General features: G+C 68.8%; 23 protein-coding genes. 13 read left to right on the forward strand and 10 right to left on the reverse strand.

Features of this window, described 5'->3' with window-relative positions; all coding sequences use genetic code 11:
- Positions 1–52 precede the first annotated feature (52 nt).
- Positions 53–1027 (reverse strand): metallophosphoesterase, encoded by a 975-nt coding sequence (locus tag HMPREF9006_RS07340; RefSeq protein WP_009212964.1) that lies wholly within the window; start codon positions 1025–1027, stop codon positions 53–55.
- Positions 1017–3122: a transglycosylase domain-containing protein gene (locus HMPREF9006_RS07345; RefSeq protein WP_009212965.1), complete on the reverse strand. Its 2106-nt coding sequence runs from the start codon at positions 3120–3122 to the stop codon at positions 1017–1019. The genes HMPREF9006_RS07340 and HMPREF9006_RS07345 overlap by 11 nt, the downstream gene beginning before the upstream one ends.
- 167 nt (positions 3123–3289) lie before the next feature.
- On the opposite strand from HMPREF9006_RS07345, the gene HMPREF9006_RS07350 reads away from it, so the two are divergent.
- Together HMPREF9006_RS07350 and HMPREF9006_RS07355 are read left to right on the forward strand one after the other, a co-directional pair.
- Positions 3290–3649 carry a WhiB family transcriptional regulator gene (locus HMPREF9006_RS07350; RefSeq protein ID WP_034232295.1) on the forward strand — a complete coding sequence of 120 codons (360 nt, stop codon included), beginning with the start codon at positions 3290–3292 and terminating at the stop codon, positions 3647–3649.
- A complete protein-coding gene (locus tag HMPREF9006_RS07355; RefSeq protein WP_009212967.1) occupies positions 3646–3825 on the forward strand; it encodes a DUF4177 domain-containing protein in 180 nt (59 codons plus the stop codon). Before HMPREF9006_RS07350 ends, HMPREF9006_RS07355 begins: the two co-directional genes overlap by 4 nt.
- 126 nt (positions 3826–3951) lie before the next feature.
- Here the strand turns inward: HMPREF9006_RS07355 and HMPREF9006_RS07360 are convergent, their stop codons facing one another.
- The 4 genes from HMPREF9006_RS07360 to HMPREF9006_RS07375 form a co-directional block, all read right to left on the reverse strand.
- Positions 3952–4635, reverse strand: a complete 684-nt coding sequence (locus HMPREF9006_RS07360; RefSeq protein ID WP_003791132.1) for a Crp/Fnr family transcriptional regulator — start codon at positions 4633–4635, stop codon at positions 3952–3954.
- Positions 4636–4823: 188 nt separating this feature from the next.
- Complete coding sequence (locus tag HMPREF9006_RS07365; RefSeq protein WP_009212968.1) at positions 4824–5720, reverse strand: alpha/beta fold hydrolase; 897 nt, start codon at positions 5718–5720, stop codon at positions 4824–4826.
- Positions 5717–7987 carry a hypothetical protein gene (locus HMPREF9006_RS07370; RefSeq protein ID WP_009212969.1) on the reverse strand — a complete coding sequence of 757 codons (2271 nt, stop codon included), beginning with the start codon at positions 7985–7987 and terminating at the stop codon, positions 5717–5719. The genes HMPREF9006_RS07365 and HMPREF9006_RS07370 overlap by 4 nt, the downstream gene beginning before the upstream one ends.
- Positions 7988–8041: 54 nt before the next feature.
- Positions 8042–8971: a hypothetical protein gene (locus HMPREF9006_RS07375; protein WP_009212970.1), complete on the reverse strand. Its 930-nt coding sequence runs from the start codon at positions 8969–8971 to the stop codon at positions 8042–8044.
- 17 nt (positions 8972–8988) lie between these two features.
- Here HMPREF9006_RS07375 and HMPREF9006_RS07380 point away from each other — a divergent pair, with 17 nt between their 5' ends.
- Entirely contained in the window at positions 8989–9825 is an 837-nt protein-coding gene (locus HMPREF9006_RS07380; protein WP_009212971.1) for a hypothetical protein, read from the forward strand.
- Here the strand turns inward: HMPREF9006_RS07380 and HMPREF9006_RS07385 are convergent.
- Positions 9822–10604 (reverse strand): HAD family hydrolase, encoded by a 783-nt coding sequence (locus HMPREF9006_RS07385; protein WP_009212972.1) that lies wholly within the window; start codon positions 10602–10604, stop codon positions 9822–9824. The two genes, HMPREF9006_RS07380 and HMPREF9006_RS07385, sit on opposite strands and share 4 nt — an antisense overlap.
- 142 nt (positions 10605–10746) lie before the next feature.
- Here HMPREF9006_RS07385 and HMPREF9006_RS07390 point away from each other — a divergent pair, with 142 nt between their 5' ends.
- The 8 genes from HMPREF9006_RS07390 (at position 10747) to HMPREF9006_RS07420 (ending at position 16862) form a co-directional block, all read left to right on the forward strand.
- Positions 10747–11754 carry a hypothetical protein gene (locus HMPREF9006_RS07390; RefSeq protein ID WP_009212973.1) on the forward strand — a complete coding sequence of 336 codons (1008 nt, stop codon included), beginning with the start codon at positions 10747–10749 and terminating at the stop codon, positions 11752–11754.
- Entirely contained in the window at positions 11747–12859 is a 1113-nt protein-coding gene (locus tag HMPREF9006_RS07395; protein ID WP_009212974.1) for a TadA family conjugal transfer-associated ATPase, read from the forward strand. Before HMPREF9006_RS07390 ends, HMPREF9006_RS07395 begins: the two co-directional genes overlap by 8 nt.
- Positions 12856–14133 carry a type II secretion system F family protein gene (locus HMPREF9006_RS07400; RefSeq protein WP_009212975.1) on the forward strand — a complete coding sequence of 426 codons (1278 nt, stop codon included), beginning with the start codon at positions 12856–12858 and terminating at the stop codon, positions 14131–14133. Before HMPREF9006_RS07395 ends, HMPREF9006_RS07400 begins: the two co-directional genes overlap by 4 nt.
- 134 nt (positions 14134–14267) lie before the next feature.
- Positions 14268–14543: a DUF4244 domain-containing protein gene (locus HMPREF9006_RS07405; protein ID WP_009212976.1), complete on the forward strand. Its 276-nt coding sequence runs from the start codon at positions 14268–14270 to the stop codon at positions 14541–14543.
- Positions 14540–14878, forward strand: coding sequence for a TadE/TadG family type IV pilus assembly protein (locus HMPREF9006_RS07410; RefSeq protein ID WP_009212977.1), 339 nt, complete (start codon positions 14540–14542; stop codon positions 14876–14878). Before HMPREF9006_RS07405 ends, HMPREF9006_RS07410 begins: the two co-directional genes overlap by 4 nt.
- Complete coding sequence (locus tag HMPREF9006_RS07415; RefSeq protein WP_009212978.1) at positions 14875–15255, forward strand: Rv3654c family TadE-like protein; 381 nt, start codon at positions 14875–14877, stop codon at positions 15253–15255. The genes HMPREF9006_RS07410 and HMPREF9006_RS07415 overlap by 4 nt, the downstream gene beginning before the upstream one ends.
- A gap of 232 nt (positions 15256–15487) precedes the next feature.
- Complete coding sequence (locus HMPREF9006_RS11100; protein WP_156794406.1) at positions 15488–16096, forward strand: DDE-type integrase/transposase/recombinase; 609 nt, start codon at positions 15488–15490, stop codon at positions 16094–16096.
- The gene (locus tag HMPREF9006_RS07420; RefSeq protein WP_435372486.1) at positions 15984–16862 is read left to right on the forward strand and encodes a carbohydrate kinase family protein; all 879 of its coding nucleotides are present in this window, start codon (positions 15984–15986) and stop codon (positions 16860–16862) included. The genes HMPREF9006_RS11100 and HMPREF9006_RS07420 overlap by 113 nt, the downstream gene beginning before the upstream one ends.
- Before the next feature lie 212 nt (positions 16863–17074).
- Here HMPREF9006_RS07420 and HMPREF9006_RS07425 read toward each other — a convergent pair whose 3' ends face one another.
- The 3 genes from HMPREF9006_RS07425 to HMPREF9006_RS07435 are packed head-to-tail and all read right to left on the reverse strand — an operon-like array spanning position 17075 to position 20650.
- The gene (locus tag HMPREF9006_RS07425; RefSeq protein WP_034231437.1) at positions 17075–19654 is read right to left on the reverse strand and encodes a DEAD/DEAH box helicase; all 2580 of its coding nucleotides are present in this window, start codon (positions 19652–19654) and stop codon (positions 17075–17077) included.
- Between the two features lie 52 nt (positions 19655–19706).
- A complete protein-coding gene (locus HMPREF9006_RS07430; protein WP_009212983.1) occupies positions 19707–20195 on the reverse strand; it encodes a YbjN domain-containing protein in 489 nt (162 codons plus the stop codon).
- The gene (locus HMPREF9006_RS07435) at positions 20192–20650 is read right to left on the reverse strand and encodes a YbjN domain-containing protein (protein ID WP_034231440.1); all 459 of its coding nucleotides are present in this window, start codon (positions 20648–20650) and stop codon (positions 20192–20194) included. Before HMPREF9006_RS07435 ends, HMPREF9006_RS07430 begins: the two co-directional genes overlap by 4 nt.
- Positions 20651–20944: 294 nt before the next feature.
- On the opposite strand from HMPREF9006_RS07435, the gene HMPREF9006_RS07440 reads away from it, so the two are divergent.
- Together HMPREF9006_RS07440 and HMPREF9006_RS07445 are read left to right on the forward strand one after the other, a co-directional pair.
- A complete protein-coding gene (locus tag HMPREF9006_RS07440; protein WP_009212985.1) occupies positions 20945–22015 on the forward strand; it encodes a phosphatase PAP2 family protein in 1071 nt (356 codons plus the stop codon).
- A 169-nt stretch (positions 22016–22184) separates the two neighbouring features.
- The gene (locus tag HMPREF9006_RS07445; RefSeq protein WP_009212986.1) at positions 22185–22709 is read left to right on the forward strand and encodes a DoxX family membrane protein; all 525 of its coding nucleotides are present in this window, start codon (positions 22185–22187) and stop codon (positions 22707–22709) included.
- The last annotated feature ends 405 nt before the right edge of the window (positions 22710–23114 follow it).

The following is a 23114-nucleotide window of genomic DNA, read 5'->3' on the forward strand; positions in this document are numbered from 1 at the left end:
AGTGTGTCCCACGCCGCAGCCTTGCGCGGGTGGGGACGGAGGAGGACTCGTCCTACGCCGAATGAACGTGAATCAGGGAGGCCTCCGGACGGGTCGCGATGCGGATCTTCGCGTACGGCGAGGTGCCCAGGCCTGCGGACACATGCAGCCAGGAGGAGGAACCGTCAGGCGCCTCCCAGCGGCTCAGTCCCTTGGCGTAGGCCCGCGGAATGTCACAGTTGGTGATGATCGCGCCGAACCCGGGAATCCCGATTTGTCCGCCGTGGGTGTGCCCGGCCAGTATCAGGTCCGAACCCGCCGACGTGAGGGCGGAGACGACGCGCGTGTACGGCGCGTGGGTGACCCCCAGGCGCAGGACGCCCGCGACGCCCCACGACGAGGCCGGGCGCGGCAAGCGATCGCGGTGAATGTGTGCGTCATCCGTGCCAAGAAGGCAGACCCGGCCTGTGGGGAGCGACAGCGTGCCCGACATATTCGACAGGTCGATCCAACCGGCCTCTCGCATCCGCCGCACCATCGGCAGATAGGGCAGGTCCGGCACCACTCGGACGGGATACGGCTTGGAGCGGTTCAGGTAACGGCTCCAGCGCTTGGGGATGGGTGAGTAGTAGTCGTTCGACCCGAGCACGAATGCCCCGGGGTAGGCCAGGAAGGGACGATAGGCCTCCATCACCATCTCGAGCGCGTCGGCCGAGCCGAAGTTGTCGCCCGTCGCGACCACGGCGTCGAAACGCTCTCGGGAGGCAACCTCGCCCAGGAAACGAAGCAGGAACTCCTGCCCGGCGAAGAGATGAAGGTCAGCGATCTGGAGGATGCGCACCTCGGGTACGTGCGCTGCCACCGCAACCTCGTAGCGGCGCAGCACCGGCATGGTGCGCTCAACGGAGCCCCAGGCGAGCGCGGCGCCCGCCGCCGCGAGGCCCGCAGCACCAATCCCGGCGATCACGGCCGCGCCCGCACGCAGGCGAGCGTGGCCCGCACCAGCGGAGGAAACGGTGCGAATCGCCGAGGTGGTCTCAGTGCGCATGGGGCGACGGCGACGGCGCCGGCGTCGCCCCCTTCGGTGAGGATGCGCCGATGTTGGCGTTGGATACCGACTCGACCGGGGTGCCGGCAAGAATCTGGGACATGTACGGGGCCCAAATGTTCTGGCCGACGAAGGTCTCACCGTAGATGTCACCGTAGTAGGTGCCGTTGATGGTCACGCCGCTGACTTCCTGGGAAGAGTTCGCTCCGTGACCCACCCAGGCGGAGGTGACGACCGATGGGGTGAATCCCGTCAACCACGTGTTCGCGTGTCCGTCGGTGGTGCCCGACTTCGCGGCGAAGGGGCGGCCCTCACTCAGGCGAGTGGACGTGTAGTACTGCCCGGCGGAGGCGGTCAGTAGGGCCGCGGTCTTGTTGGCGACCTCGGCGGTGACGACCTGCTTGCAGTCGGCCGAAAACTCCTTGAGAACGTTCTCGTTGCGGTCGGTGACGGATTCGATTGACTGGGGCGTGCACTGCTGGCCGGAGTTGGCGATCGCCGCGAAGACGGACGCCATCTGCATGGGAGAGGCAGACACGGAGCCCAGGATGTTCGCCGGGAAGGGGGAGGGAACCTCGCCATCCTCGGTGATGCCCATCTCGTAGGCGGTGTCGAAGATCGAGCAGAAGTCCACGCGCGACGCCATGTTGACGAAGGCCTGGTTGACGGACTGCCCGGTCGCGCGAACGACGTTCATCGTTCCGGTCTTGCCGGCGAGGTCGTTCACCTGGTAGCCCTCGGTCACGATGGCTCGCCCGTCGCACTTGAAAGACCCGTTGGGGTAGTAGGTGTTCGAGGAACCCACGGTCTCGTACGCGGAGTGTCCCTCCTTGAACCACTGCAGCAGGGTGAACACCTTGAATGTCGACCCGACCTGGAAGTTGCCGTCCGCCGAGTAGTTCGACATTGTCTCCCCGCTCTCGATGCCGTACGTCGTGTTCTGGGCCATCGACAGGACTCGACCGGAGCGCGGATCCAGGGAAATGAGCGCGTCGTTGAGGCCGGAGGCGTCGCCCACGGGAATCGTGTTGGTCAGCGACGTGTAGGCGGCAGCCTGTTTCGCGGAGTCCATGGTTGTCCGGATCGTGATGCCCTGGGTCTTGAGCACTCGCTCGCGTTCGATGCGCGTCGCGCCGAACGTGGGGTCGTCGAGGAACTGCGCCAGGACGAAGTCGCAGAAGTAGGCCTTTGAGGACTCCGCGCCGGAGCAACCCTCCGAGGACACCGTTGGATTGAGCATGGCCTCAACCGTTGTCTCCACGCCCCGATCAAACTCCTCCTGCGTGATGACGCCCTGCTTGAGCATCGTCGCCAGCACCGTGTCGCGGCGGTTCTGAGCGGTGTCGGGGTGAACGAGGGGATCGTACTGGACGGGGGACTGAACGAGGCCCGCCAGGAGCGCGGACTCCAGGTAGTCCAGCTCCGAGGCCGACTTCGAAAAGTAGCGCTGGGAGGCTGCTTCCACGCCGTAGGTGATCGGGCCGAAGGAGGCAATATTGAGGTAGCCGGTGAGGATCTCGTCCTTCGAGAGGGTCTTCTCCAACGCTAGCGCGTACTTGACCTCCCTCAATTTGCGCTCGGTGGTCTGTTCGGTGGCGGCGCTCACCTGGTCCGCGTCGCCCTCGAGGTAGCCGCGCTCGGCCAGAGAGTTGCGAACGTACTGCTGGGTGATGGTTGAGGCACCCTGGTGCCCCGTGTCGCCCAGGTTCGTGACGAATGCTCGCGCGATGCCCGTGGCATCAACACCGTTGTGCTCGTAGAAGCGCTTGTCCTCGATCGCGACGATCGCCTTCTTCATGACGTCGGCGATGTGGGAGCTGGGAACCACGATGCGTTGCTTGTCGTAGAAGTGCGCGATGACGCCGCCCGACGAATCGAGGAGCTGTGACTCTTCTGCGGGAGCGACCGTCTGCAGGTCGCCGGGCAGCTCGTTGAAGACCGAGGGGACCGACTTCGCGGCAAGCGCGGTGGGGCCCGCGACGGGCACGAGCATGCCCGCACCGACAACGCCCATGAGCGCGGAGACACTCAGGAACGCCATCAGCAGCGCGAGCAGCTGGGCCGGTCGGACAGCGCGAGGGTGAGAGTGCGACATATTCCTAGCTTACGTGGCGCTCCGCCTATCCGGCGTGCAGCGCAGCTGAAAAACTGCATGATCGGTCACCCGCAGACCAATAATCGGTTGTCGCACCGTTTGCACCCGTAACGGCATGTGTGTATGGTCACAAGGAGGACTCGGAGTTGAGTGAAGTGGAGTTCGCGATGTCAACGTACGGCGATGACCAGAGCTGGGTCGCGCGCGCTCTGTGCGCGTCCGTCGAGCCGGACGTGCTGTTCGTGCAGGGTGCATCGCAGCGTCAGGTCCGCATGCGCTGCTACGAGTGCGAGGTTCGTCTCGAGTGTCTGGCGGATGCTCTCCAGTCCGAGGCGAACTACGGCGTGTGGGGAGGCCTGACGGAGAGGGAGCGTAGGGCGATACTGCGCCACTATCCGCACGCCGAGAACTGGTTGGAGTGGCTGCGTTCCTCTGATGAACCCCTCGCCCATGAGCTGCGAAGCCCTCACGTTCCCAAGGTCCTGTCTTACGTGCGACCTCAGATGGCGGGTAGGATGACACCATGACTCAATGGGAATACTCAACGATTCCGCTGCTCACGCACGCGACGAAGGCAATTCTTGACCAGTGGGGCGCCGACGGGTGGGAGCTCGTCCAGGTGGTCCCCGGTCCCACCGGCTCCGAGAACCTGGTCGCATACCTCAAGCGCCCGATCGAGGAATCCGCTCCGATTCAGAACTGATGCCAGCGCCGCGGCCCTGTGGTCGGCGCGCTGCCGCCGTTTTCTCCCGGCATCGTCGGGGACACGCGCGGATACTGCTGTGGGCCGACACCTGACGGTGTCGGCCCACAGCGCTAGAAGCGAGGGTCAGCGAGCGCGACGAGCGAGGCGATCAACATCGAGGAGGGTCACCGCGCGACCCTCCAGTCGGATCCAGCCTCGAGACACGAAGTCCGCCAGGGACTTGTTGACGGTTTCGCGCGAGGCGCCGACCAGCTGGGCCAGCTCCTCCTGCGTGAGGTCGTGAGGCACGTGCACACCCTTGTCTGTCGCCGTGCCGAAGCGGTCCGCAAGATCCAGAAGGGCCTTGGCGACGCGGCCCGGAACGTCGGAGAACACCAGATCCGACAGGGATTCGTTGGTGCGGCGCAGGCGCTGGGCGAGGGCACGCAGCATGTGCTTGGCGAGGGTGGGGTTGGTGTCGAGCACGTGCATCAGGTCCTCGTGCTCCAGGTAAAGGAGCGACGCCGGAGAGACGGCCGTCGCCGTCGTTGAGCGCGGACCCGGATCGAAGAGCGTGAGCTCGCCGATGATTTCCCCGGGACCCAGGACCGCGAGCAGCGATTCACGGCCGTCGCTGGAGGTGTGGCCAAGCTTGACCTTGCCTTCGGTCACGATGTAGAGGCGATCGCCGAGATCCCCCTCGTCGAAGAGGGTCTCCCCGCGACGCAGGGTCGTGTGACCCATCTTCTGCTGGAGGGACACCTGCTGTGCATCATCAAGGCCACCGAACAGCGGCACCTGGCTGATGAAGTTGCCGTCACCGATCATGGTGAGAAGCTCCTTCCGCTCGTTCCCGATTGCTCGGGCGTTCGATCTGGACTGCGCGGCGAGTCCCCTGCGTTGCACCGCTCACTAGGAGGTACCGCGTGTCACACCATTATGCCCTATCTATCAGGTGAAATGCGTTTCATTCGGCGAGTTGTGTGAGCCGTCTAATGAAATATGTGGTGTCGAACCTATGCGCCGATGTGCCTTGCGAGGGCCTCGGCGACGTCTTTCGGCGCCTCCTCGGGGAGGAAATGCCCGGCCTCGCGAATGACAATCTGTGTCAGTGGAGCGTCGACAAACTGCGCGTCGGCGGCATGATCGAGCGAGGACCAGGCGCCGTCATCGTGGCCGACAAGCGAGAGGACGGGAACCCGCAGCGGCTCCGACAAGGTGCGTTTGACCGATCGGGAGAGGCGGCGAGCGGAAGTGAAGCCGCGCAACGCCGTGTGAGCGGCGAAGGGACGGCGCAGGGCGGCGCGGTAGGGGCCCGACTGGGATACCAGCGCCTCAACGCTCGCGGGCGAGGCCCACGCGCGGTACATCGTGGTCACGAGCGAGCCCTTGTGGAGCGATCGCTCCCTGCCGGTTGGGAGCGTGAGCCTCCCCCGCAGGACGCGGCCCCCCGCCCAGGGCGCACGGCCGACAATGGGCTGGATCCCGAGGGGGTGCGGGGCGGACAGGACGGCGACCGACCGCAGCTCCAGCGGGCTGAGCGCCCCGATCATCCACGCGACGGTGCCGCCGATGCCCATGCCGGCGACGGAAAAAGAGGAGACGCCCAGGGCGCGGACAACTCCGATGACGTCGCTCGCCATCTGCCTCAGGTCGCACTCCCCGCGTGTCAGATCGGAGGTGCCGAAGCCGCGCAGATCCAGGGCAAAGACTCGGGGCGTGCGCCCGGCCAAGACCGGAAGGACATCGCGCCACGCCCACCAGTGCTCGGGGAACCCGTGGAGCAGGACGAGCGCATGGTCCATGTCCTCGCCCATGTCCGCGACGTGGAAGGTGGCGCCGCCGGCGCTCACGTGGCGGTGAGTCCAGGGGCCCTCAAGCTCGATCGCGCTGGCGGGGATCAGCGTCGTCACTTGCGGCCGGTGTCTTTCGCAGCGCGCTTGCGGGCGCGCTTGGAGTAGAAGGCCTCCGCGGGGTTGGTGGTCTCCAGCGAGGTGCGCAGTGCCTCCTCGGCGCGACCGGCGCGGCGCGCCGAGTGAGAGACGTAGGCGACGCCCATGAGGAGCGCGCCCACCACGACGAAGCGGCCGGAGTACCCGGAGGCCTGCAGGTGGTGCATCAGGTTGGCGCCCACCGGACCGGTCTGGCTCAGTGAGGTCAGCGCGCCCAGCAGCGATGAGGCCGTGACGCCGGGTGCGAGAACCCACGGCAGCCCGGCAGCGAGCGTGAGGACCCCCATGATCCACGCGCCCAAGGACGAACGGCGCGCCAGGGCGAAGAGGATGACGCAGACGAGCACGGCGCCCGCCAGCTCGCCGAGCGCCTGGAAGGAGGCGATGCCCGTGTACATGGGGGCGGAATCGGCCAGCGTCATGCGGGCTCCGGCGTCGGCGGCCAGGAACCAAGCGACGGGCGTCAGGAGCAGGAAGCCCAGGAACGAGATCCAGTGAGCACCCGTCCGCGAGGGCATCTCCGTGACCTGCGGGGCAGCCGAAAAGAGCTCGTCGTCGAGGCGCGCCTCGCCGCCCGCGTTCGTCCCGCTGCGCCCTGCCGACGCGATGGCGGCCAGCGTCGCGGCTTCGCGGTCGCCGTCGGCAAGCACCGAGCGGCGGCGCGGGCGGGCAGCCTCGGCGGCGTCCTGATCCTCGAAGGAGTACGAGGCGGGGGCTGGGTGGGTGGGCAGCTGAGTCGTCTCGTCTGCCCCGGCCGTGTCGGGCGAACCCGCGGCGTCTCGCGCGGGGAGTGGATCGGCGTCGCGTGTCAAGGAGGCCGGTGCGTCGCCCGCCGTGGATTCCTCCTGCGTGGCGGCGGTGTCGGCCGCGGGGTATGGGCGCAGGGCGGCGTTCTCGCGCACGGCGGTCGTCTCGGTCGGCGACGAGGCCAGCGGCGGGATCGAGGCTGCGGGGGGCTCGTCGCCAAAGATAATCGTGCGGCGTGAGGGCAGCGAGTGAGTGGCGGCCGCGCCGCCGATCTCGCCCGCTGCGTCTTCTGTCGGCGCCTGCGCGTCGGGGGGAGTCGCCTCGGGCCGCGTCGAGGGAGCTTCCGTCGTGGCCTTGGGTGCCTGCCGATCCTGGGCGGCATCCAGATTCAACCCCAGCATGGCGGCGGCCTGCGCGGGGGTCATCACGGGCGAATGCGTCGGCGCCGCATCGCCGGGATCCTCCGCCGCGGCTCCTCCCGCATGGCCCGCGTCTTCGGTGGCCTCGTCGGTCGACGCATCGTCCTCGCGTGTCGAGGTGTCCAGCGATGAGAAGGGAACGTCCGTGGGGGAGGCGTCCGTCGTAGCGTCCTCGGCCTGCTCCGCGGGCTCACCGGCCTGTTCTGTGGACTCACCGGCCTGCTCCGCGGGCTTACCGGCCTGCCCGGCGGGCTCAACGGCCTTCTCCGTGGGTTCAGAGGCTTCGCGGCGTGAAGCCGGTGAGGAAGCGTCGGAGGGGGCGCTCTGCGTCTCGATGGGTGATGCCGGTGTTTCCCGGGCACCGCTCGCCGGAGCCGAAGGTTCCTGGGCCGACAGGGACGCAGTCTCTTCGATGGAGGCCTGCTCGGCGGGGGACTCCTCGACCGCTGCGGGTTCCTCGTTCGGCGAGGCGGACCCCTCCGTCACGGGCGATCCCGCGGAGGACACCGGGCTACCCGGAGTCGCCCGGGTCTCAGCGTCTTCGGCCGGGGCGTTGCCTGCGGGTTCCGGCTCTGGGCTCTCATCGGAAGCATCGGCCTCGGCGTGACCGGAAGCGTCGGCGGAGGCCTCAACGCTCGGGGTGGGCTCCTCCGAGGGCTCCGATTCGGCGGAAGGCGTGGGAGCGGGAGAGTCCGGCTCGTCTGCGGGCGAGTCCGGGGCGGGCGCATCTGCCTGCTCTCGCACGGCCTCGGCCGCCGTCTCCGTATCGTCGGAGGAAGCGTCGGTGGCGCCGGCTACGGGCGGGACGACGGGAAGTTCGCCCGTCGAGATACGATCCTCGATCGCGGGCTTGAGCGGAGCAGCCGCCGGAACCCGTCCGGTCAGGCCGCCGATCGCGACCGACTCGATCTCGCCCGTGTGAATGGGCGCGCTGGACTCGCCGATGATCGCCGAGGCGTCGGAGTCCTCACCCGGCAGCTCGATCTCCTCGCCGGTGAGCACCAGGTCGTCGCGCTCGTCCTGGGCGCGCTGACGCTGGACATCAAAGTCGTTCTCGGACATGCTTCCTCCTTGTTTCTGCCCACATATTACGAGCCTAGCGGACGCTCGCGCGCATTAGTTCCCGGCAGGCCCCTCATTCGCCGTCGATTCCGCCGCGGAATCCCGAATCTTTGCGGCACGTAGGCGAGCCCAGAAGACCCCCAGGGACGCGCAACCCGTCGCCATTCCGAGCGCCGCCAGCGGCGGAGACGCCAGGGCTATCCTGGTGATGATCGAGGTACCCGGAACGATCACGTTTCCCGTGAGGGAGGCCCACACCGGAAGCACCACGTAGGCGGGAAGCACGAGAACGATCCACGCCGCCACCTGAGCGCCCGTAATCGACCAGCGTGCGCTCACCGCGACGAGGGCGAGGGCGAGGGCCGCGGCCAGGGCAAACCACGGGGGCGTCGTGTAGGTGGCGAGCACCCCCTCCAGGCCCATGGCCGCCACGTTCGTCGAATCGGAGGGAGCGGCGACGATCATCAAGAATCCCGCCGCGATGGCCGCGGGAATGGCAACCGTTGTCCCAAAGGCGTGGCGGTGTACGCGCGCCAGGGGCATGCGCGTTTCCTTCCCCACCCGAACACGCACCGACTTAATCGTCAGCGCGCACGCCCCGAGCATCAGCGACAGACACACCGGATACAGGCACCAAGCGACCCCGGCGGCCATGTCACTGGAGCCCACGGATGACCTCATCAGCAGCGGGATGCGGGCGACCCCCGCAAGCTGGGCGACCCCCACCGCGATCGACCATGCGAACGTGACCACCATGCCCGCGCTGGACTCCTCACAATTGAGTGCGATGAGCGCCAGCAACAGTGACGCCAGCGCCATGCCGATCAGGCCTTCCACGGACGCCAGCGGTTGGCCGACGGCGGCGAGGGCCTGCACGTCGACCATTGACGACCCCAGGAACACGAGGGACATCGGTGCGAAAAAGAACGCGAACAGACCCGAGCGCAGGCGCGCGGAGAAGTTTCGATGCTGCAGAAGCGTCATGCCCCTAGTGTAGAGGGGTGAGTATCGAAGCCCTCGTCGATCCGGCGCCTGGCACCCTGCGCGCCGCGGCCGCGCGCGCCGACGTCGCCTCCGCGATGGAGGAGGCTCACGCCGCCCTCGCCGACCTGCGTTTCTCCGAGGGTCTGCGTCGCGGCTGGCAGGAAGCACGCGCCGAGGCATCCATCCGCGAGGCGGCCGCCCTGGCGATCATCGAAGGAGCGCGCACGAGCGTCGACGACGTGCGAGCCGCGTCCATGAGTGATCGAGGCGGCCCCTCCTCGGACCCGGCGTCCGCCCTCGCGTGCGGCATCTGGCGCTCCCAGTGGAGCCTCGCGTCGCGCTTCCCCCCGCTCAACACCCGATCTGCCGCCCGCCCGCGCACCCCCTCTGTGCCCCTCCCGTCCCTCATCGCCGGACTGCACCGAGACGCGTGCTCGGCCTTGGTCGCGGTCGGCCTCGTGCCCACGTCCTCCGTCGCCGTCCCAACGGATCCCTCCCTCCTGGCCCCCGCCCTCGCCTACGCGCGCTGCGATGCGCCCGCGCTCGCGGTCGCGGCTGCCCTGAGCGCACACTTCCGGTTCCGGCGCGTCTTCGAGCCGGCCTCGTGCGCGGTGGGCGCGGGCGTGGCGCGGTGGATCCTCGTCACGAGGGGCGTCGACCCCACCGGCGTGTGCGTGCCGGGAGCGTACGATGCGGTGGACCCGGCTCGAGCGGGCCGCGCCCTGGCGGGGTGGGTCAGCGCGGACGAGGCAGGCCTGGCCAGGTGGATCACCCACTACTGTGCGGGCGTCGTCTACGGCGCACGGGTGGGTCGCGACGTCGCCCGGCACGTCCAGGCGGGAAGGCTCGCCTAGCGGCCCAAACGGCGACGCACGAGCGCGCAGGCAGCCACGCCCGTGGCGACGCCCGCAGCGAAGGGAAGCGCGATCTTCGCAGCCGTGGGAACCCGCCGGGGTAGCACCCGGACCGTGGACATGAAGGTCAGGATCGGCCAGCCCTCGTTCTCAGCCATCTCCCGCAGGGCACGGTCCGGATTGACAGCGAAGGGGTGCCCGACCAGGCGTAGCAGAGGCGCGTCCGACACGGAATCCGAGTAGGCGTAGCACTGGGTGAGATCCCATCCGCGCGCTGCGGCCAGTGCCTCGCAGGCGTCCGCCTTCCCCTGCGCCTGGTTGAAGTGGGTGACCTCGCCCGTGAAGCAACCGTCCTCGTCGACGGCCGCGCACGAGGCCAGAACCTCGTCCGCCCCGAGCATCTTGGCGATGGGGCGAACCACCTGCTCGACCGATGCCGACGCGATAACGATGACGTCGCCGGCGCGCTTGTGCTGCTCGATGCGCTGCAGCGCCTGGGCGTAGCAGACGGGCGCGATCGTTTTCTCGAGGGCGTCTTCGACGGTGGCCTCCAGGAAGGCCGCGTCCCATCCGCGCGCCATGCGTCCCATCGCGTCGGCCATCTGCTGCATGCGCGATTCGTCGGCGCCCGAGAGCAGGTAGGGAAGGTGAACCAGCACGGAGGCGACGGCGGCGCGTCGGCTCATCAGGCCGGCCTCGATGAACGGCCCGGAGAGCGCCACGTTCGATGACGTATCGAGGATCGTCTTATCCAGGTCGAAAAATGCCGCGCGTGCCATCGCAATCACTCCAGCCTCGGTAGGTGTGGGCGGGCCCCCCATCGGACCTCTTCGTTCACAGCGTGACACCTTGTGTCGGCGTTGTCCACAGGGGAGGGGTCGCGCCTGGACGGGCACGGGCGAGCGGGCGCACGGTGGACCCATGAACGCCGACCCCATGCCGATTCGAGGCCCGGTCGCCCTCGTCGGCCTCGCCCCACCCGACCTCGAATACGCTCACGACGCAGCCGTCCTCGCGGGGGTGACGACGTGCGCGGACCCCACCGACGCGGTGCTGACGCTGGCCGCTCCCGGCACCCCGGTGCCAGCGGGTGTGCCCTGCGTCCGCGTCGGGGACGCGGGGCAGGTGAGCCTCCCGCGGGACACCGCCCTCCTTGTCTCCCTCATCGCCGAGGCGTCCCGACTCGCGCGCCGGTCGGGTCCGACGTGGGTGGTGGCTGGGATCGCCGGGGGAGTGGGGGTCACCAGCGTCGTGCGCCTGCTCGCTCGTCGTCCATCGTGGTCCGGGTGGGCAAGGACGTCGCTCTTTCGCCGCGCCGCGCCGACGAGTCCGGCCGACGCGGCGCCCGTCCTCGTCGACGCATCGGGGTCGGTGCCGGGTCTTGCCAAGGCCCGCGACCACTGCGTCCCGGGGGTGCGCTGGGCCGACCTCGATGCCCGCGAGGACTCCTACCTGCCCTCCCTGCGCGGCCAGCTTCCCGTGCTCAACGGAGTTGCTTGCCTCGTGGGAGATGGGCGCGGTGGCGCCCAGGCCGACGATCCCAGGGTGGAGGCGGCGTGCCGATCGATCGACGGCCCCCTCATCGTGGACGCCGGACGATGGAACAGCGCCGCGGCACGATGCGTTCGGGCTATCGGAGCTCACGCCCTCGTCCTCGTGACCAGAGGCGACCTGGAGGGCGCCGCCGCTATGGCCGCCGCTCTCTCGGTCGCGCCTCCGCCCTGCCCGGCCATCACCCTCGTGACCGCACGTCGCGGGCGCAGCCGGGGACTGGCCCACTGCGCTCCCACACCGATCCTGCGCGCACCGAGGCGCCCGGGGAAGGACCTGCGAGCGCTGCGCCAAGCCCTCTCGGACGCTTCCGGCACCCGAGATCGGGCCGAGCGCTCCGCGCCCCGTCTCCGCCGGGGAGAGACTGCTCATGCGTAACGCGCTGCGACTCCTCGCCCGGGGCACCTCCCCTGCCCTCGCCGCCGCAACCGCCTCCCGCCCCGGATGCGGCGCGAGCGAGGCGGCCCGCGCCCTCGACACCCTACGAGCGCGGCAGCGCGGAATGACCCTTGCCCTGGCCTCGATACTGGATGACCCCTCGGTCACCGACGTGCTCATCAACGGCACGCAGGCGTGGGTGGACAGGGGAGGCGGCCTCGTGCGCACCGACGCGGGGATCGCCGAGCCTTCCGAGGCAACGCGGCTGGCGATCCGCATGGCGTCGGCGTGCGGGGTGCGCCTGGACGACGCCAGCCCGATCGCGGACGGGACCCTCCCGGGCGGGGTGCGCATGCACGCGGTGCTGGCGCCCGTCTCGGGCTCTGGAACCCTCGTGTCGCTGCGGATACTCGGTAAGTCCCGCCTGCGGATCGGCGACCTCGAGGGGCGGGGTACCCTCCCGGGGCCCGTTGGCCCGCTCGTGCGTGCCCTGGTCGCCTCCCGCTCCAACGTTCTCGTCTCCGGTGCCACCGGCAGCGGAAAGACGACGCTCCTGGGCGCCGCGCTCGCGCTGGTTCCTGCGGGCGAGAGGATCGTGTGCATCGAGGAGGTACCCGAGATCGCGCCCGCGCACCCGCACTGCGTCCACCTCATCGAACGCAAGCCAAACGTCGAGGGGCGAGGGAGCGTCACCCTCGCGGACCTGGTGCGTGCCGCGATGCGCATGCGCCCCGACCGCCTCGTCCTGGGGGAATGCCGAGGCCCGGAGGTCCGAGACGTGCTCACCGCCCTCAACACGGGCCACGACGGGGGGTGGGCAACCCTGCATGCCAACGGCGTGCGCGAGGTGCCCGCTCGGCTCGCAGCCCTCGGCGCGCTCGCGGGCATGAGCGAGTCGGCGGTTGCCGCCCAGGCGGCCAGTGCCCTCGACGCGATCCTGCACATGAAGCGTGACCAGCGCGGGCACCGGCGGGTGGTCGAGGTGGGGGTCCTCACGAAGGCGGGCGATATCCTCGAGTGCGTTCCCGCGCTCACCTCCAGCGACGACGGTACTGTCCGCGAGCACGAGGCGTGGACATCCCTGGCGGGGCGGGTGGGGCTATGAGCTGGTGGGTAGGGGCGTTGACCGCATCCACGGGTGCGGCGGTGGTTCACCGCTTCGAATCGGCCGGTTGGATCGCCGTGGCCATCTCCCTCGGGGTGTGCGTCCTGGGGTCTCTGACCGGAGCCGCGGCGAGCGCCGTGCGGGGCGCACGCGAGCGGCGCATCGTGCGCGCGTGGGCGCGTAGCGCTGCGGGAGGCGCGAAACGGGAGGTCGACGCTCAGTCGGGGGGCGCAGCGAGTGGCCGCCTGATCGGCGCGGGATCGGGGCGGCACAGGGGGCGGGCGCAGGGGCCTCCAACGCCCCGGGAGCTGTCGCTCCTGGTTGCGGAAGTCTCCACCAGGCTCCGTTCGGGGTCCCCCGCGGCCGAAGCCTGGCGGCTCGCGTTGGGCAGGATCGGTGCGGGCGGCGCCGAAGAGCAGGGCCAGGACTCCTGTCCCCGCATCGTTGCACAGTGGGCGAGAACCCAGGGCGGCTGGAGCCTTCCCTCCGCGCGCTCGCGCTCCCCCGATGCCGCTCGTTCCAGCGCCTTCTCCATCGTTGTGGCCTGCCGATACAGTCACCGGCTCGGTGCGCCCCTGGCCGATGTCCTCGATGCCATCGGGGGAGCGATCGACGATGCTCAAGCGGTCTCCGAGGCGCGGCGAGTGGCTTCCGCGGGCCCCCTCATGTCCGCCCGCGTCCTGAGCGCCCTTCCCCTCGTCGGCATCGTCGCGGCATACTCGCTGGGAGCCTCCCCGTGGGCCTTCTACACGGGAGGAGGGGCCGGAAGCCTGTGTGCCGCCGTCGGGGCTGCAGCGTGGGGCGCGGGAATCGCCTCGTGCCACAGGATTCTCTCGGCGTGCGCGCGAGTTCGCGAGGAGGTGGACTCCGCCCTCGCGTGCGACCTGGCCGCCTCGGGACTGGCCAGCGGGGCGGCCATTCCCCGGGTGCTTGGCTGCCTCGCATCGGCCTGCGAGACGGAAACCCTGGCCTGGACGGCCGCCTCCCTGCGGCTCGGGGTCTCCTGGGCCGAGGCCTGGGAGGAGGCGCCCGGATGGGCTCATCCGCTGCGCGACGCCCTCGAGGCCGCGTGGACCTGCGGCGCCGCCCCCGAGTTGATGTTGGCTCGCTGCGCCGCATGGGAGCGCCGGATGCGCCTCGCCGACGCGAAGACCAAAGCCGAGGAGCTCGGCGTCCGCCTGGTCGCTCCCCTGGGGTTGTTTTTCCTGCCCGCATTCCTCGCGCTGGGGATCGGCCCCCTCCTGGCCTACCTGATGGCCGGAATCGACATGTAGACGGGCGCATCCACAGGGAGGAAGTGCTCTCACCGGATATCCACAGATCCTCCTGGCCCCATGGTGGGCAGTCGGTGGAGGGACTCACACTGGGCGTGCACGCCGAGGGGCGCGCACGAGGAAAGGACAGACCAATGACGATCATCGATCGAATCAACCTGGCGGCGCTGGGCGCCCAGCTCGCCGCGCGCGGTCGTTTCGTGGCGGCGGTGCGCCGACTGCGGGACGCCGACACCGACGAGGCCCGCTCAGGGCGGCATGATCCGGAGGCGGGGGCTACCACGGTCGAGTATGCGATCGGCACCATTGCGGCCGCTGGGTTCGCGGGACTACTCATCGTGATCCTCAAATCGGACGCGGTGCGCTCAGCCCTCGAATCTGTCATTCAGGAGGCGCTGAGGACCCGATGAGACGCGACGAGTCTGGCTATGTCACCGTCGAGCACGCCGTTGGGTTCGTTGCTGTCACCCTGATGATTGGCGTCATCGTAGCGGTTGCTCAGGCGGGAGTCACCGGATCGTCCCTGTGTCAGGCGGTTCGTGAAGGAGCCAGAGCAGCATCTATCGGTGCGCAGGATCCGCAGGCGGCAGCTCGGGCGGCGTACGCGCCGGGAACCTACGCTGTGACGCGCTCGGGTGGATGGGTGAGTGTCGCCGGAAGTGCGCCCTACCGCGGCGTGTTGGGCTGGTCGGGGGGCGTGGCCCGCTGCACGGTTACCACGCTCGACGAGGGGAACCTGCCGTGAGAGCCGCGGCGGCGCGCCTGCGCGCGGGCGAGGAGGGATCGGGAACCGTCAACTGCCTGGCCATGATCGTCCTGTGCATACTCCTGGCGGTGACCCTCGGTGGCGTCGGCGCGGCGCGCAGCGCCTCCGTGCGACTGCAGGCCGTCGCCGACGTGGCGTCCCTGGCGGGGGCGGAGCAGGCGGCCACCGCAGCCTGGGAAGACGTGGGGGAGCGGCCGTGCGCGTCCGCCTCCTCCGTGGCCCGGGCCAACAGGGCGGTTGTACAGTCCTGCGAGGTGAGGGGAAGCGACTGCCTGGTGGAGGTCTCCTCCAGCGTCCGAATCGTTGGAGTACCGGCGATCCTGCGCGCCAGGGCGCGGGCCGGGACCGGTGGGTGAGAAATTCACAGGGAATTGCCAGCTTCGTTCAATGCTTCCCACAGGTGGGGCCCCTACATTAGGAGTCATCAAGCCAAGGGCAACACCCACAAAGGGTGGCCAAGAAAGGGAGCGCATCGGAAGACTTGCACTGTGTTGATGGGATACTCGAAGGGGTCGGCCTCAGGGTCGGCCCCTTCGAGTCTGTGCGGCGCGCCTACCGGGGGGGGTGGCCGCGCGGGCCGGTTATGCGATGGCCGACCACATGCACACCTCCCTGGTGTGCCAGGCCATTGACATGTCGGTCAGGAGATGCCCGGTCGAGGAGTGTGTGACGATCTTTCACTCCGACACGGGGAACCACTACACGTCCCAGAGGTTCCTCGGTCGCCTCAAGTCCTATGGTATTCGCCCGTCAGTGGGGCGTACGGGGGTGTGCTGGGACAACGCTTGGGCTTCAGTCATTCAACGCTACGCGCAAGAACGAGAGGGCTCACCGAATGGTCTATCCCACGAAGGACAGGGCGATCAAGGATATCGCCTCGTGGATCGAACTGAGATACAGTCGTACTCGTCTCCACCCAACTCTAGGGTGTCGCATTCCCGACGGGGTCGAAAGCGATTTCCTGGACTTAACGAATGCAGCCTGAAACACAAACAAGCACTGTCCGAAAAACACCCAGCAGTTCAGTGTGGGCTGAACCCACGTGAAAGAAAATGGAGAGAAAATGACTCAGGCAGATGTTCTGGTGGTAGGCGGCGTGGGAGTCGATCACATTGTCCGAGTGAAATCCTTGCCCCTCCCTGTTGTGGATTCCATGATGGTTCCGCCCATCGTGACCGTCGTGGGTCACACGGGTAACGGCGTGGCCTTCGGTGTCCACACGCTTGGCCGCGCCTCCGCCATGGCGGACGTGATCGGAGATGACGCTGAAGGTCGGCTCATCCAGGACGCTTACTCAGCTGCTGGGATCCCGATAACATTCGTCACGCACATCAGCGGCACGCGACGCTCGGTGAATTTGGTGACCGAGGAAGGGCAGCGCATGTCCCTGTACGATCCACGACATCCGTTCGAGTTTATTCCCGATTCGTCGCTGTGGCGCGAAGGCATCGAGAGGTCCCGTCACGTGCACGTCTCAATCATGAACTGGGCGAGGTACGCCTTGCGGGACGCTGTTGCCGCAGGTCGGTCGACGTCGACCGACCTGCATGACTGGGATGGTGTTGCCGACTATCATAAGGATTTTGCCTATGGTGCCGACTACGTCTTTGTGTCAGCCGCGGCGCTAAGGGACGAGTCCGGCGTGGTCGCAGACGTTTTCGCCCGAGGGCGTGCCCAGTTCGTGGTGGTGATGGCCGGGAGTGAGGGCGCCCGTGTGTGGCAACGGTCGGACGAGTTGCCACTGCGGATCAGCCCGATCTCTATTCCCGGTCGTCCGGTCGTGGATAGCAACGGGGCTGGCGACAGTTTTGTGGCGGCTTTTCTGTGCCACTACTTGGACCACGGCGATGTCTTCGGGGCCGCCCGCGCGGGCGCGGTGGGTGGCGCCTGGGCGTGTGGGACCCTCGGGACACACACGAGTTTTGTCGACGCTGAGACGCTAGAGCGGCTTCTGGCTCGGTGACGGTGTGGTCCAGATGTCCCAGGATGATGTCGGATACTGGACCGCCGAGCTTCCTCAAATCGGACGCGGTGCGCTCAGCCCTCGAATCTGTCATTCAGGAGGCGCTGAGGACCCGATGAGACGCGACGAGTCTGGCTATGTCTTGTAATATCGGCGATCCTGCGCGCCAGGGTGCGGGCCGGTGCCAACCGGCGCGAGGGCGACGAACCCGCCTAGGCTCCCGGCGCCCGATCACGCAGGTAGGCGAGCAGGCGCAGGGCACCCGCCTTCGAAAGGGGTTCGTTGCCGTTGCCACACTTGGGGGACTGAACGCAGCGCGGGCATCCCGACTCGCAGTCGCAGCACGAGACGGCCTCCAGGGTCGCGGTCACCCACTCGCGCGCGCTGCGGTACCCCGCGAGCGCGTGCCCTGCCCCGCCTCGGAACGCGTCGTGAACGAAAACCGTGGGCAAACCCGTGTCGTCATGTCGCTCGGTCGATAGCCCACCCAGGTCCCACCGATCGCACGTCGTCACCACCGGCAGCATCCCGATCATCGCGTGCTCGGTCGCGTGCAGCGTTCCCGCAAGGTCGCGTGCCTCAATCCCCGCCGCTTTCAGCACGACCGGAGCGAGCGTGAACCACGTTGACTTCGTGGCAAGCGTGTGGGTGGGGAGGGATAGCTCCACGTTGCGAATGAACTCGAGCCCGGGCAATCGCAGCAGATCATAGTCGGTCACCCGCGTCGACACGTTCGTCGGGCCGTGATGCCAGGTGACGGCCCCATCCCCGCTCGCGTAGGACTCCTCAACGCCGCACACCTCGACGCTCGTGTGCGTGGAGGCGCGGGTGCGCAAGGGGGTACGCACCTCCTCGACGAGGGCGACCCGGGCGTCGCGGCCACGTGGGGGTGCGACGATGAGGGGTGCGGCCCCCTCGGACACCGCCTCCGCCCGTTCGACCCCGTGTTCCCGCTCGACGACGCCGCGCTCGAGCGGGTCGGGGCTCGCCCCGAGCGGAAGACGCGGCCATCCGCGCGCGGCGGGAGCGCAGGGCTCGGTGAGGGAGGACAAGCTGAGGACGTGAAAGGTGCGTCCCTGGTGGATGTAGATCGCCCCGGGGAACACGTGGGCATCGGCCGAGGCCTCGTCGATGGTGCCAACGACCGCTCCGGCGCGCGCCTCAACGATCTGAACGTCCCCGGAGGAGCCGCGCAGGTCCGTCAAGTCGGTGGGACGCTCGGGACGGGTGGCATCCCAGAAGTAGCCGGCCGGCCGGCGCCTGAGGTATCCGTCGGCCCTCAGGCGTTCGGCGATAGCCTCCAAATGCTCGCCAAAGTAGGCCTTGTCGGACGCCGTGATCGGCAACTCCGCCGCCGCGGCCGCCACGTGCGGGGCCAACACCCACGGATTCGCGGGGTCAATGACGCAGGCTTCGACCTGTCCGAGGATCTCCTCCGGGTGGCGCACGAGATAGGCGTCCAGGGGATTGTCCGACGCGATGAGAACCGATGTTCCCGGGGCGCCGGCGCGCCCCGCGCGGCCGATCTGCTGACGCAGGGACGCCCTCGTCCCCGGCCACCCCACCGTCAGGGTCGCATCCAGTCCCGAGATGTCCAACCCCATCTCCAGGGCCGAGGTGGTCGCCAGCGCCCGCACAGCCCCCGAACGGATCGCGTCTTCGAGGGCGCGCCGCTCCTCGGGCAGGTACCCGCCCCGGTAGGCGCCCACCCTGCCCGCCAGGGGCGAGGCATGTGATGACAGGCGGTCGCGGATCTGGGCGGCCACGGCCTCGGCGCCGGCTCGCGAGCGGACGAAGGCCAACAGGCGCGCCCCCTCCTCGACGAACGCGCAGCCGAGAGCGGCGGCCTCCGCGCCGGCGCTGCGCCGTACGAGGGGAACACTCAGCGTCGCGGTGCCGGGCGGGGCGTCGATGGCATCCAGGAACGAGGAGATGTCCACCTCGGATGCGTCGGCGACTACTCTCCCCTGCCACAGGACCAGCTCGTGCTCGCCGGCGGGGGAACCGTCCTGGGTGACCGCGGTCGCGTCGCGCCCCGTGAGCGCCCGTCCCACCGCCCGCGCGTCGCGCACGGTCGCGCTGAGCATGAGGATCCTCGGATCCGCGCCCAGGTGGTGTGCGACGCGCAGGAGCCTGCGCACGAGGAGGGCGACGTGCGAGCCGGTCACGCCTCGCCAATGGTGCGCCTCGTCGATGACGATGAGGCGCAGCGATGCGAGGAAGCGTGACCAACGCTGGTGGGCGGGCAGCATGACGTGGTGCAAGAAATCGGGGTTCGACAGGACGAGGTCCGCGCCCGCCCGCGCCCACTCCTTGGCCTCGCGCGGCGTGTCGCCGTCCACGCACTGGGCGCGTACGCGTCTCAGGCGCTCATCGACGCCGTCGGGCTCCGGCGCGCCACGCTCGGTGGCGCGCGCGGCCTGGCCGAGCAGCGCCGTCAGTGACGCCAGCTGATCAGCGGCGAGGGCCTTGGTCGGGGCCAGGTACAGGGCCGTTGGGCGACGGTGGATCGCCGAAATGCGGGAGGATTCCTCGGCCTCGACGAGGTCGGAGAGGATTGGGGTCCACGCGGCCAGCGACTTGCCGGAACCGGTGCCCGTCGCCAGCACGACGTCGGAGCCGCCGCGCAGTGCGTCGAGGGCGCGACGCTGGTGAGTCCAGGGCCTCGCGACCCCCCGCCGACGCCACGCCTCCACGACTGCGGGGCAGACCCACGACGGCCACGAGGCGAACTGGGCGCAACGGCCCGGGAGGGTCACGCTGCCCAGGAGGCGATCGTCGTTGGCGCTCAAGCGCCTCAAGACGTTCAGCAGGTCTGATGGGGAGGGGCCCGAAGGGCCTTGATCAGTGCTCATCCGAGCCGGTGACCGCCCACCCCAGCGTCTCGGAGGCGGATTCTTTCACGTACCGGATGGCGGCGATCCCCGTCGAAATACCCGACGAAATCGCGTCGCGCAGCTGCACGTCGGACAGGCCGGCCTCCGTGTCCACGACGAAGTCCGCGTAGACGCCCAGCTTGCCCTCGGGAGATACCGCGGTGTAGACGGTCGGGAAGTACTTCTCACGGTTCCAGTTGTCCGCCGTCGCGAACAGCGCCGACTCGGCGCTCGCGGGTTCCATGCCCGTGTCCCACACCGCCCGAATCGACAGGAAACGCCCGGCCGCGTCAAAGGAGACGAGGAATGGGATGTCATCGAAGATCGCGCCCGCGGCGCGGCCGGACTCGATCACGTCCAGCGCGTAACCCATCGAGCGCACGGCCGATACGACCCGCTCGAAGTCGGCGGGATAGGGAGTTTCCTCGTCCTCGGGAACGAGGTAGGGAACGTTCATCGCAGGGGCCTCCGATCCTGGCTGTCCCAATCCACGAAATCGGGCAATGCCACCTCAAGGTCCGCAAAGAAGCCCATGATCATCGACATCGATGTCTCGAAGAAGTTGTCCAACTGAGCCTGGGTGAGGCCCGAGAGCACGACGATGTTGCACTCGGCGATCAGGCCGTACTGCGTGCCGTCCTCGAGCGGAGCCACGTACGCCTTCGGACCCGTGCGCGTCGAATTGCAGGTCGCGACCTCGCGAGCCAGCTCGCCGAACTGCTCGGGCGTGCGGGCGATGCCCCGCCACTGCGCGCGCAGCTGAAGGATCTGAGGATTCGTTGCATTCCAAAAGAACGCCGCGTTCGGCATCAGATACGCCAGCTCGCCCTCGTTGTAGTCGCCAAAACGCACGTCCCGAGACCTGAGCAAGTCTCGGATGCGATCGGTGCTGACAGGTGAAGAAGAAGCCACTGACAACTCCCGCGTTGAACGTACAGATTTGGACACCCCCACTCTAACCGAGCCCCACGCACGGCGCGCGCCCACCTCGGTCGCCTCGTAATGGCCGCCCTGGCGGGCGTGGACCGCGGGCCGCTTCGACGACGAACCGGGTCGCGCCGGGCGGGGCGCGATGCGTGCGGTGCGGTCCATGACAAGCAAAAGGCCACGCAGAAACCACCCGCGCATCCCGGTTAAATCCGCGAACACCTCTCCCGCTCCACTACAGTGGGTGGGGAACGACCATCGACGCGAACGGAGGACACCGTGGACGACCCGAATCTCGCCCTGCCCTCCGACCCCTCCGTCGACGAGTCCTACACGAAGAGTTCTCGGCCCGCGCGCCCCCGCTCCTCGTCGAGCGGCGGCGCCAACGCCCGCGGGCGCGGCGGGGCCGAGGCGGGAGACCGGAGCGCCGGCGCCGCTCAGCCCGAACCGTCCCGAGCCGCGCCGGGCGCACCCGCTTCCCCTTCCCTGACCTCCGATGCGTGGTATCGTCGCCAGCTCGCCCGGCGCCTCGGAGGCGTCGTGACCTGCCTGGTCCTGACGGCACTCATCGCGCACCTCGCCCTGGCGACCGCGCCCGGGCAGGTCGTCGACACGATCCTCATGGAGGGCACGATGCGTTCGGCCCGCCACTACGAGGGCTTCTCCATGCTCATCACCGGGCTGGTGTCCGTGCCCGTCATGGTGATCGCGGGCGCCGCGGTTGCCCTGGTCGCCGCGGCTCGTCGGCGTCCCACGCTCGCGGGGCGCGCCCTCGGCGCCGTCATCGGCGCCAACATAACGACCCAGATCCTCAAGGACTACATCCTGACCCGCCCGAACCTGGGTGTCACAACCGGCGCCGGGAACTCCCTCCCGTCGGGACACACCACGGTTGCTGTCACGATCTCCCTGGCTCTCGTGGTCGTCGCGCCCAAGCTCTCGCGCAGCCCGTCCGCCTGGCTCGGGTGGGCGTGGACCGCGCTCATGGGCGTGTCCGTCATGATGGAGGGGTGGCACAGGCCCGCCGACGTCATCACGGCCGTCCTTATCGCGGGTGCGTGGGCCCTCGCCCTGTCTCCCATCGAGCGGCGCCCCCGGCACGGAGTACACGTGCAGAGAATCATGGCGTGGATCAGCCTGGGGCTTCTCGCTCTAGCCCTTGTCGCGACGGTGGCCGGGCTGTGGGGCTTCAGCATGTCTGCGGCCTCGCCCGGTTCGGGCTACGGATTCGAGGACTTCCTGCAGATTCGACCGTGGCGGTCGCTGGTCCTGGGAGTCGCTGCCGTCGCGTGGGTGAGCGCCGTGTGCGGGCTCGTCATGCACGAGGTCGACCGCCTGGCGGGCGAGTAGGCCGCGTTCTAGTGGGGTCCGCCCGAGGCAATGGACGCCGGTGGGGTCGTGTTGCGGGCCGCAGACGGTGGATAATGGGTCGTGGCGACCGGCCTGCACGGCTCTATCGGACGGGGCCGCGGTCCGGCCTCGCCGACGACCGACGCCGCCACGAGACGAAGGAATCGACATGCCTGGCCCATCTTCCGCCGTTGTGACCTCCGCTCCCGCCCGCATCCTCCTGGGCCTGATGCGCATCGCCGTTGGCTTCGTCTTCCTGTGGGGTTTCCTGGACAAGACCTTCGGCCTCCACTTTCCGACCGGCCCGTCGCGCGCCTGGATCAACGGGGGCACGCCGGCCCAGAGCTTCCTGACGGGCGCGACGGGGGGTAAGCCGCTTGCCTCTTTCTTCCAGGCCCTTGCCGTTCCGGCGGTTGACTGGGCGTTCATGGCGAGCCTGCTGGGAATCGGGGTGGCGCTCATCCTTGGGGTCTGTACGCGCCTGGCGGGAGTCGGTGGGGTCATCATGATGGGCTTCATGTACGCGGCGACCGCGCCCTGGGTGTGGGGTTCGCTCAATCCCGTGGTCAGTCAGCATCTTGTCTATGCGATGGTCCTGGCGCTCATTCCCCTCACGAGCGCCGGGGATACGCTGGGACTCGGGGCGCGGTGGAAGAAACTCTCCGTGGTGAAGAAGCTTCCCTTCCTCGTCTGACTCTTCGCCGGTGGCGCGGCCATCGCGCTCACGCGTACATCGCGGCGTGCCCGATGCCGGTCGCCTCTCGCGCAAGGCGTGTGCGCGCTCGCCCGCCGCCCTCACGGGGCGCTGCCGCCCGTCGACGATGACAGGACGTTGGTCCTAGGAAAATGCGGGGGAGGCGTCGACGTGGCGAAGGGAACCCGCGACGCGCGGGCCGCCTCTGTACTACCCGACCGATACTAGATACAGTGGCTCATGTTCGACCCAAGCACTACATCTAGTGTTCGTGCGGGCGCCTTTCCTCCATCGAGAGGCGTTGACCCGATGGGACGGTAGCGCCGCCACCGCCCACGATGCCACGAATGCCGCGCGACGAGAAGCAACGCCGCCACGTGTCGACGCGCCGAACAAGCCGCAGCG

It is taken from the genome of Actinomyces sp. oral taxon 180 str. F0310, assembly GCF_000185285.1.
Classification (GTDB): Bacteria; Actinomycetota; Actinomycetes; order Actinomycetales; family Actinomycetaceae; genus Pauljensenia.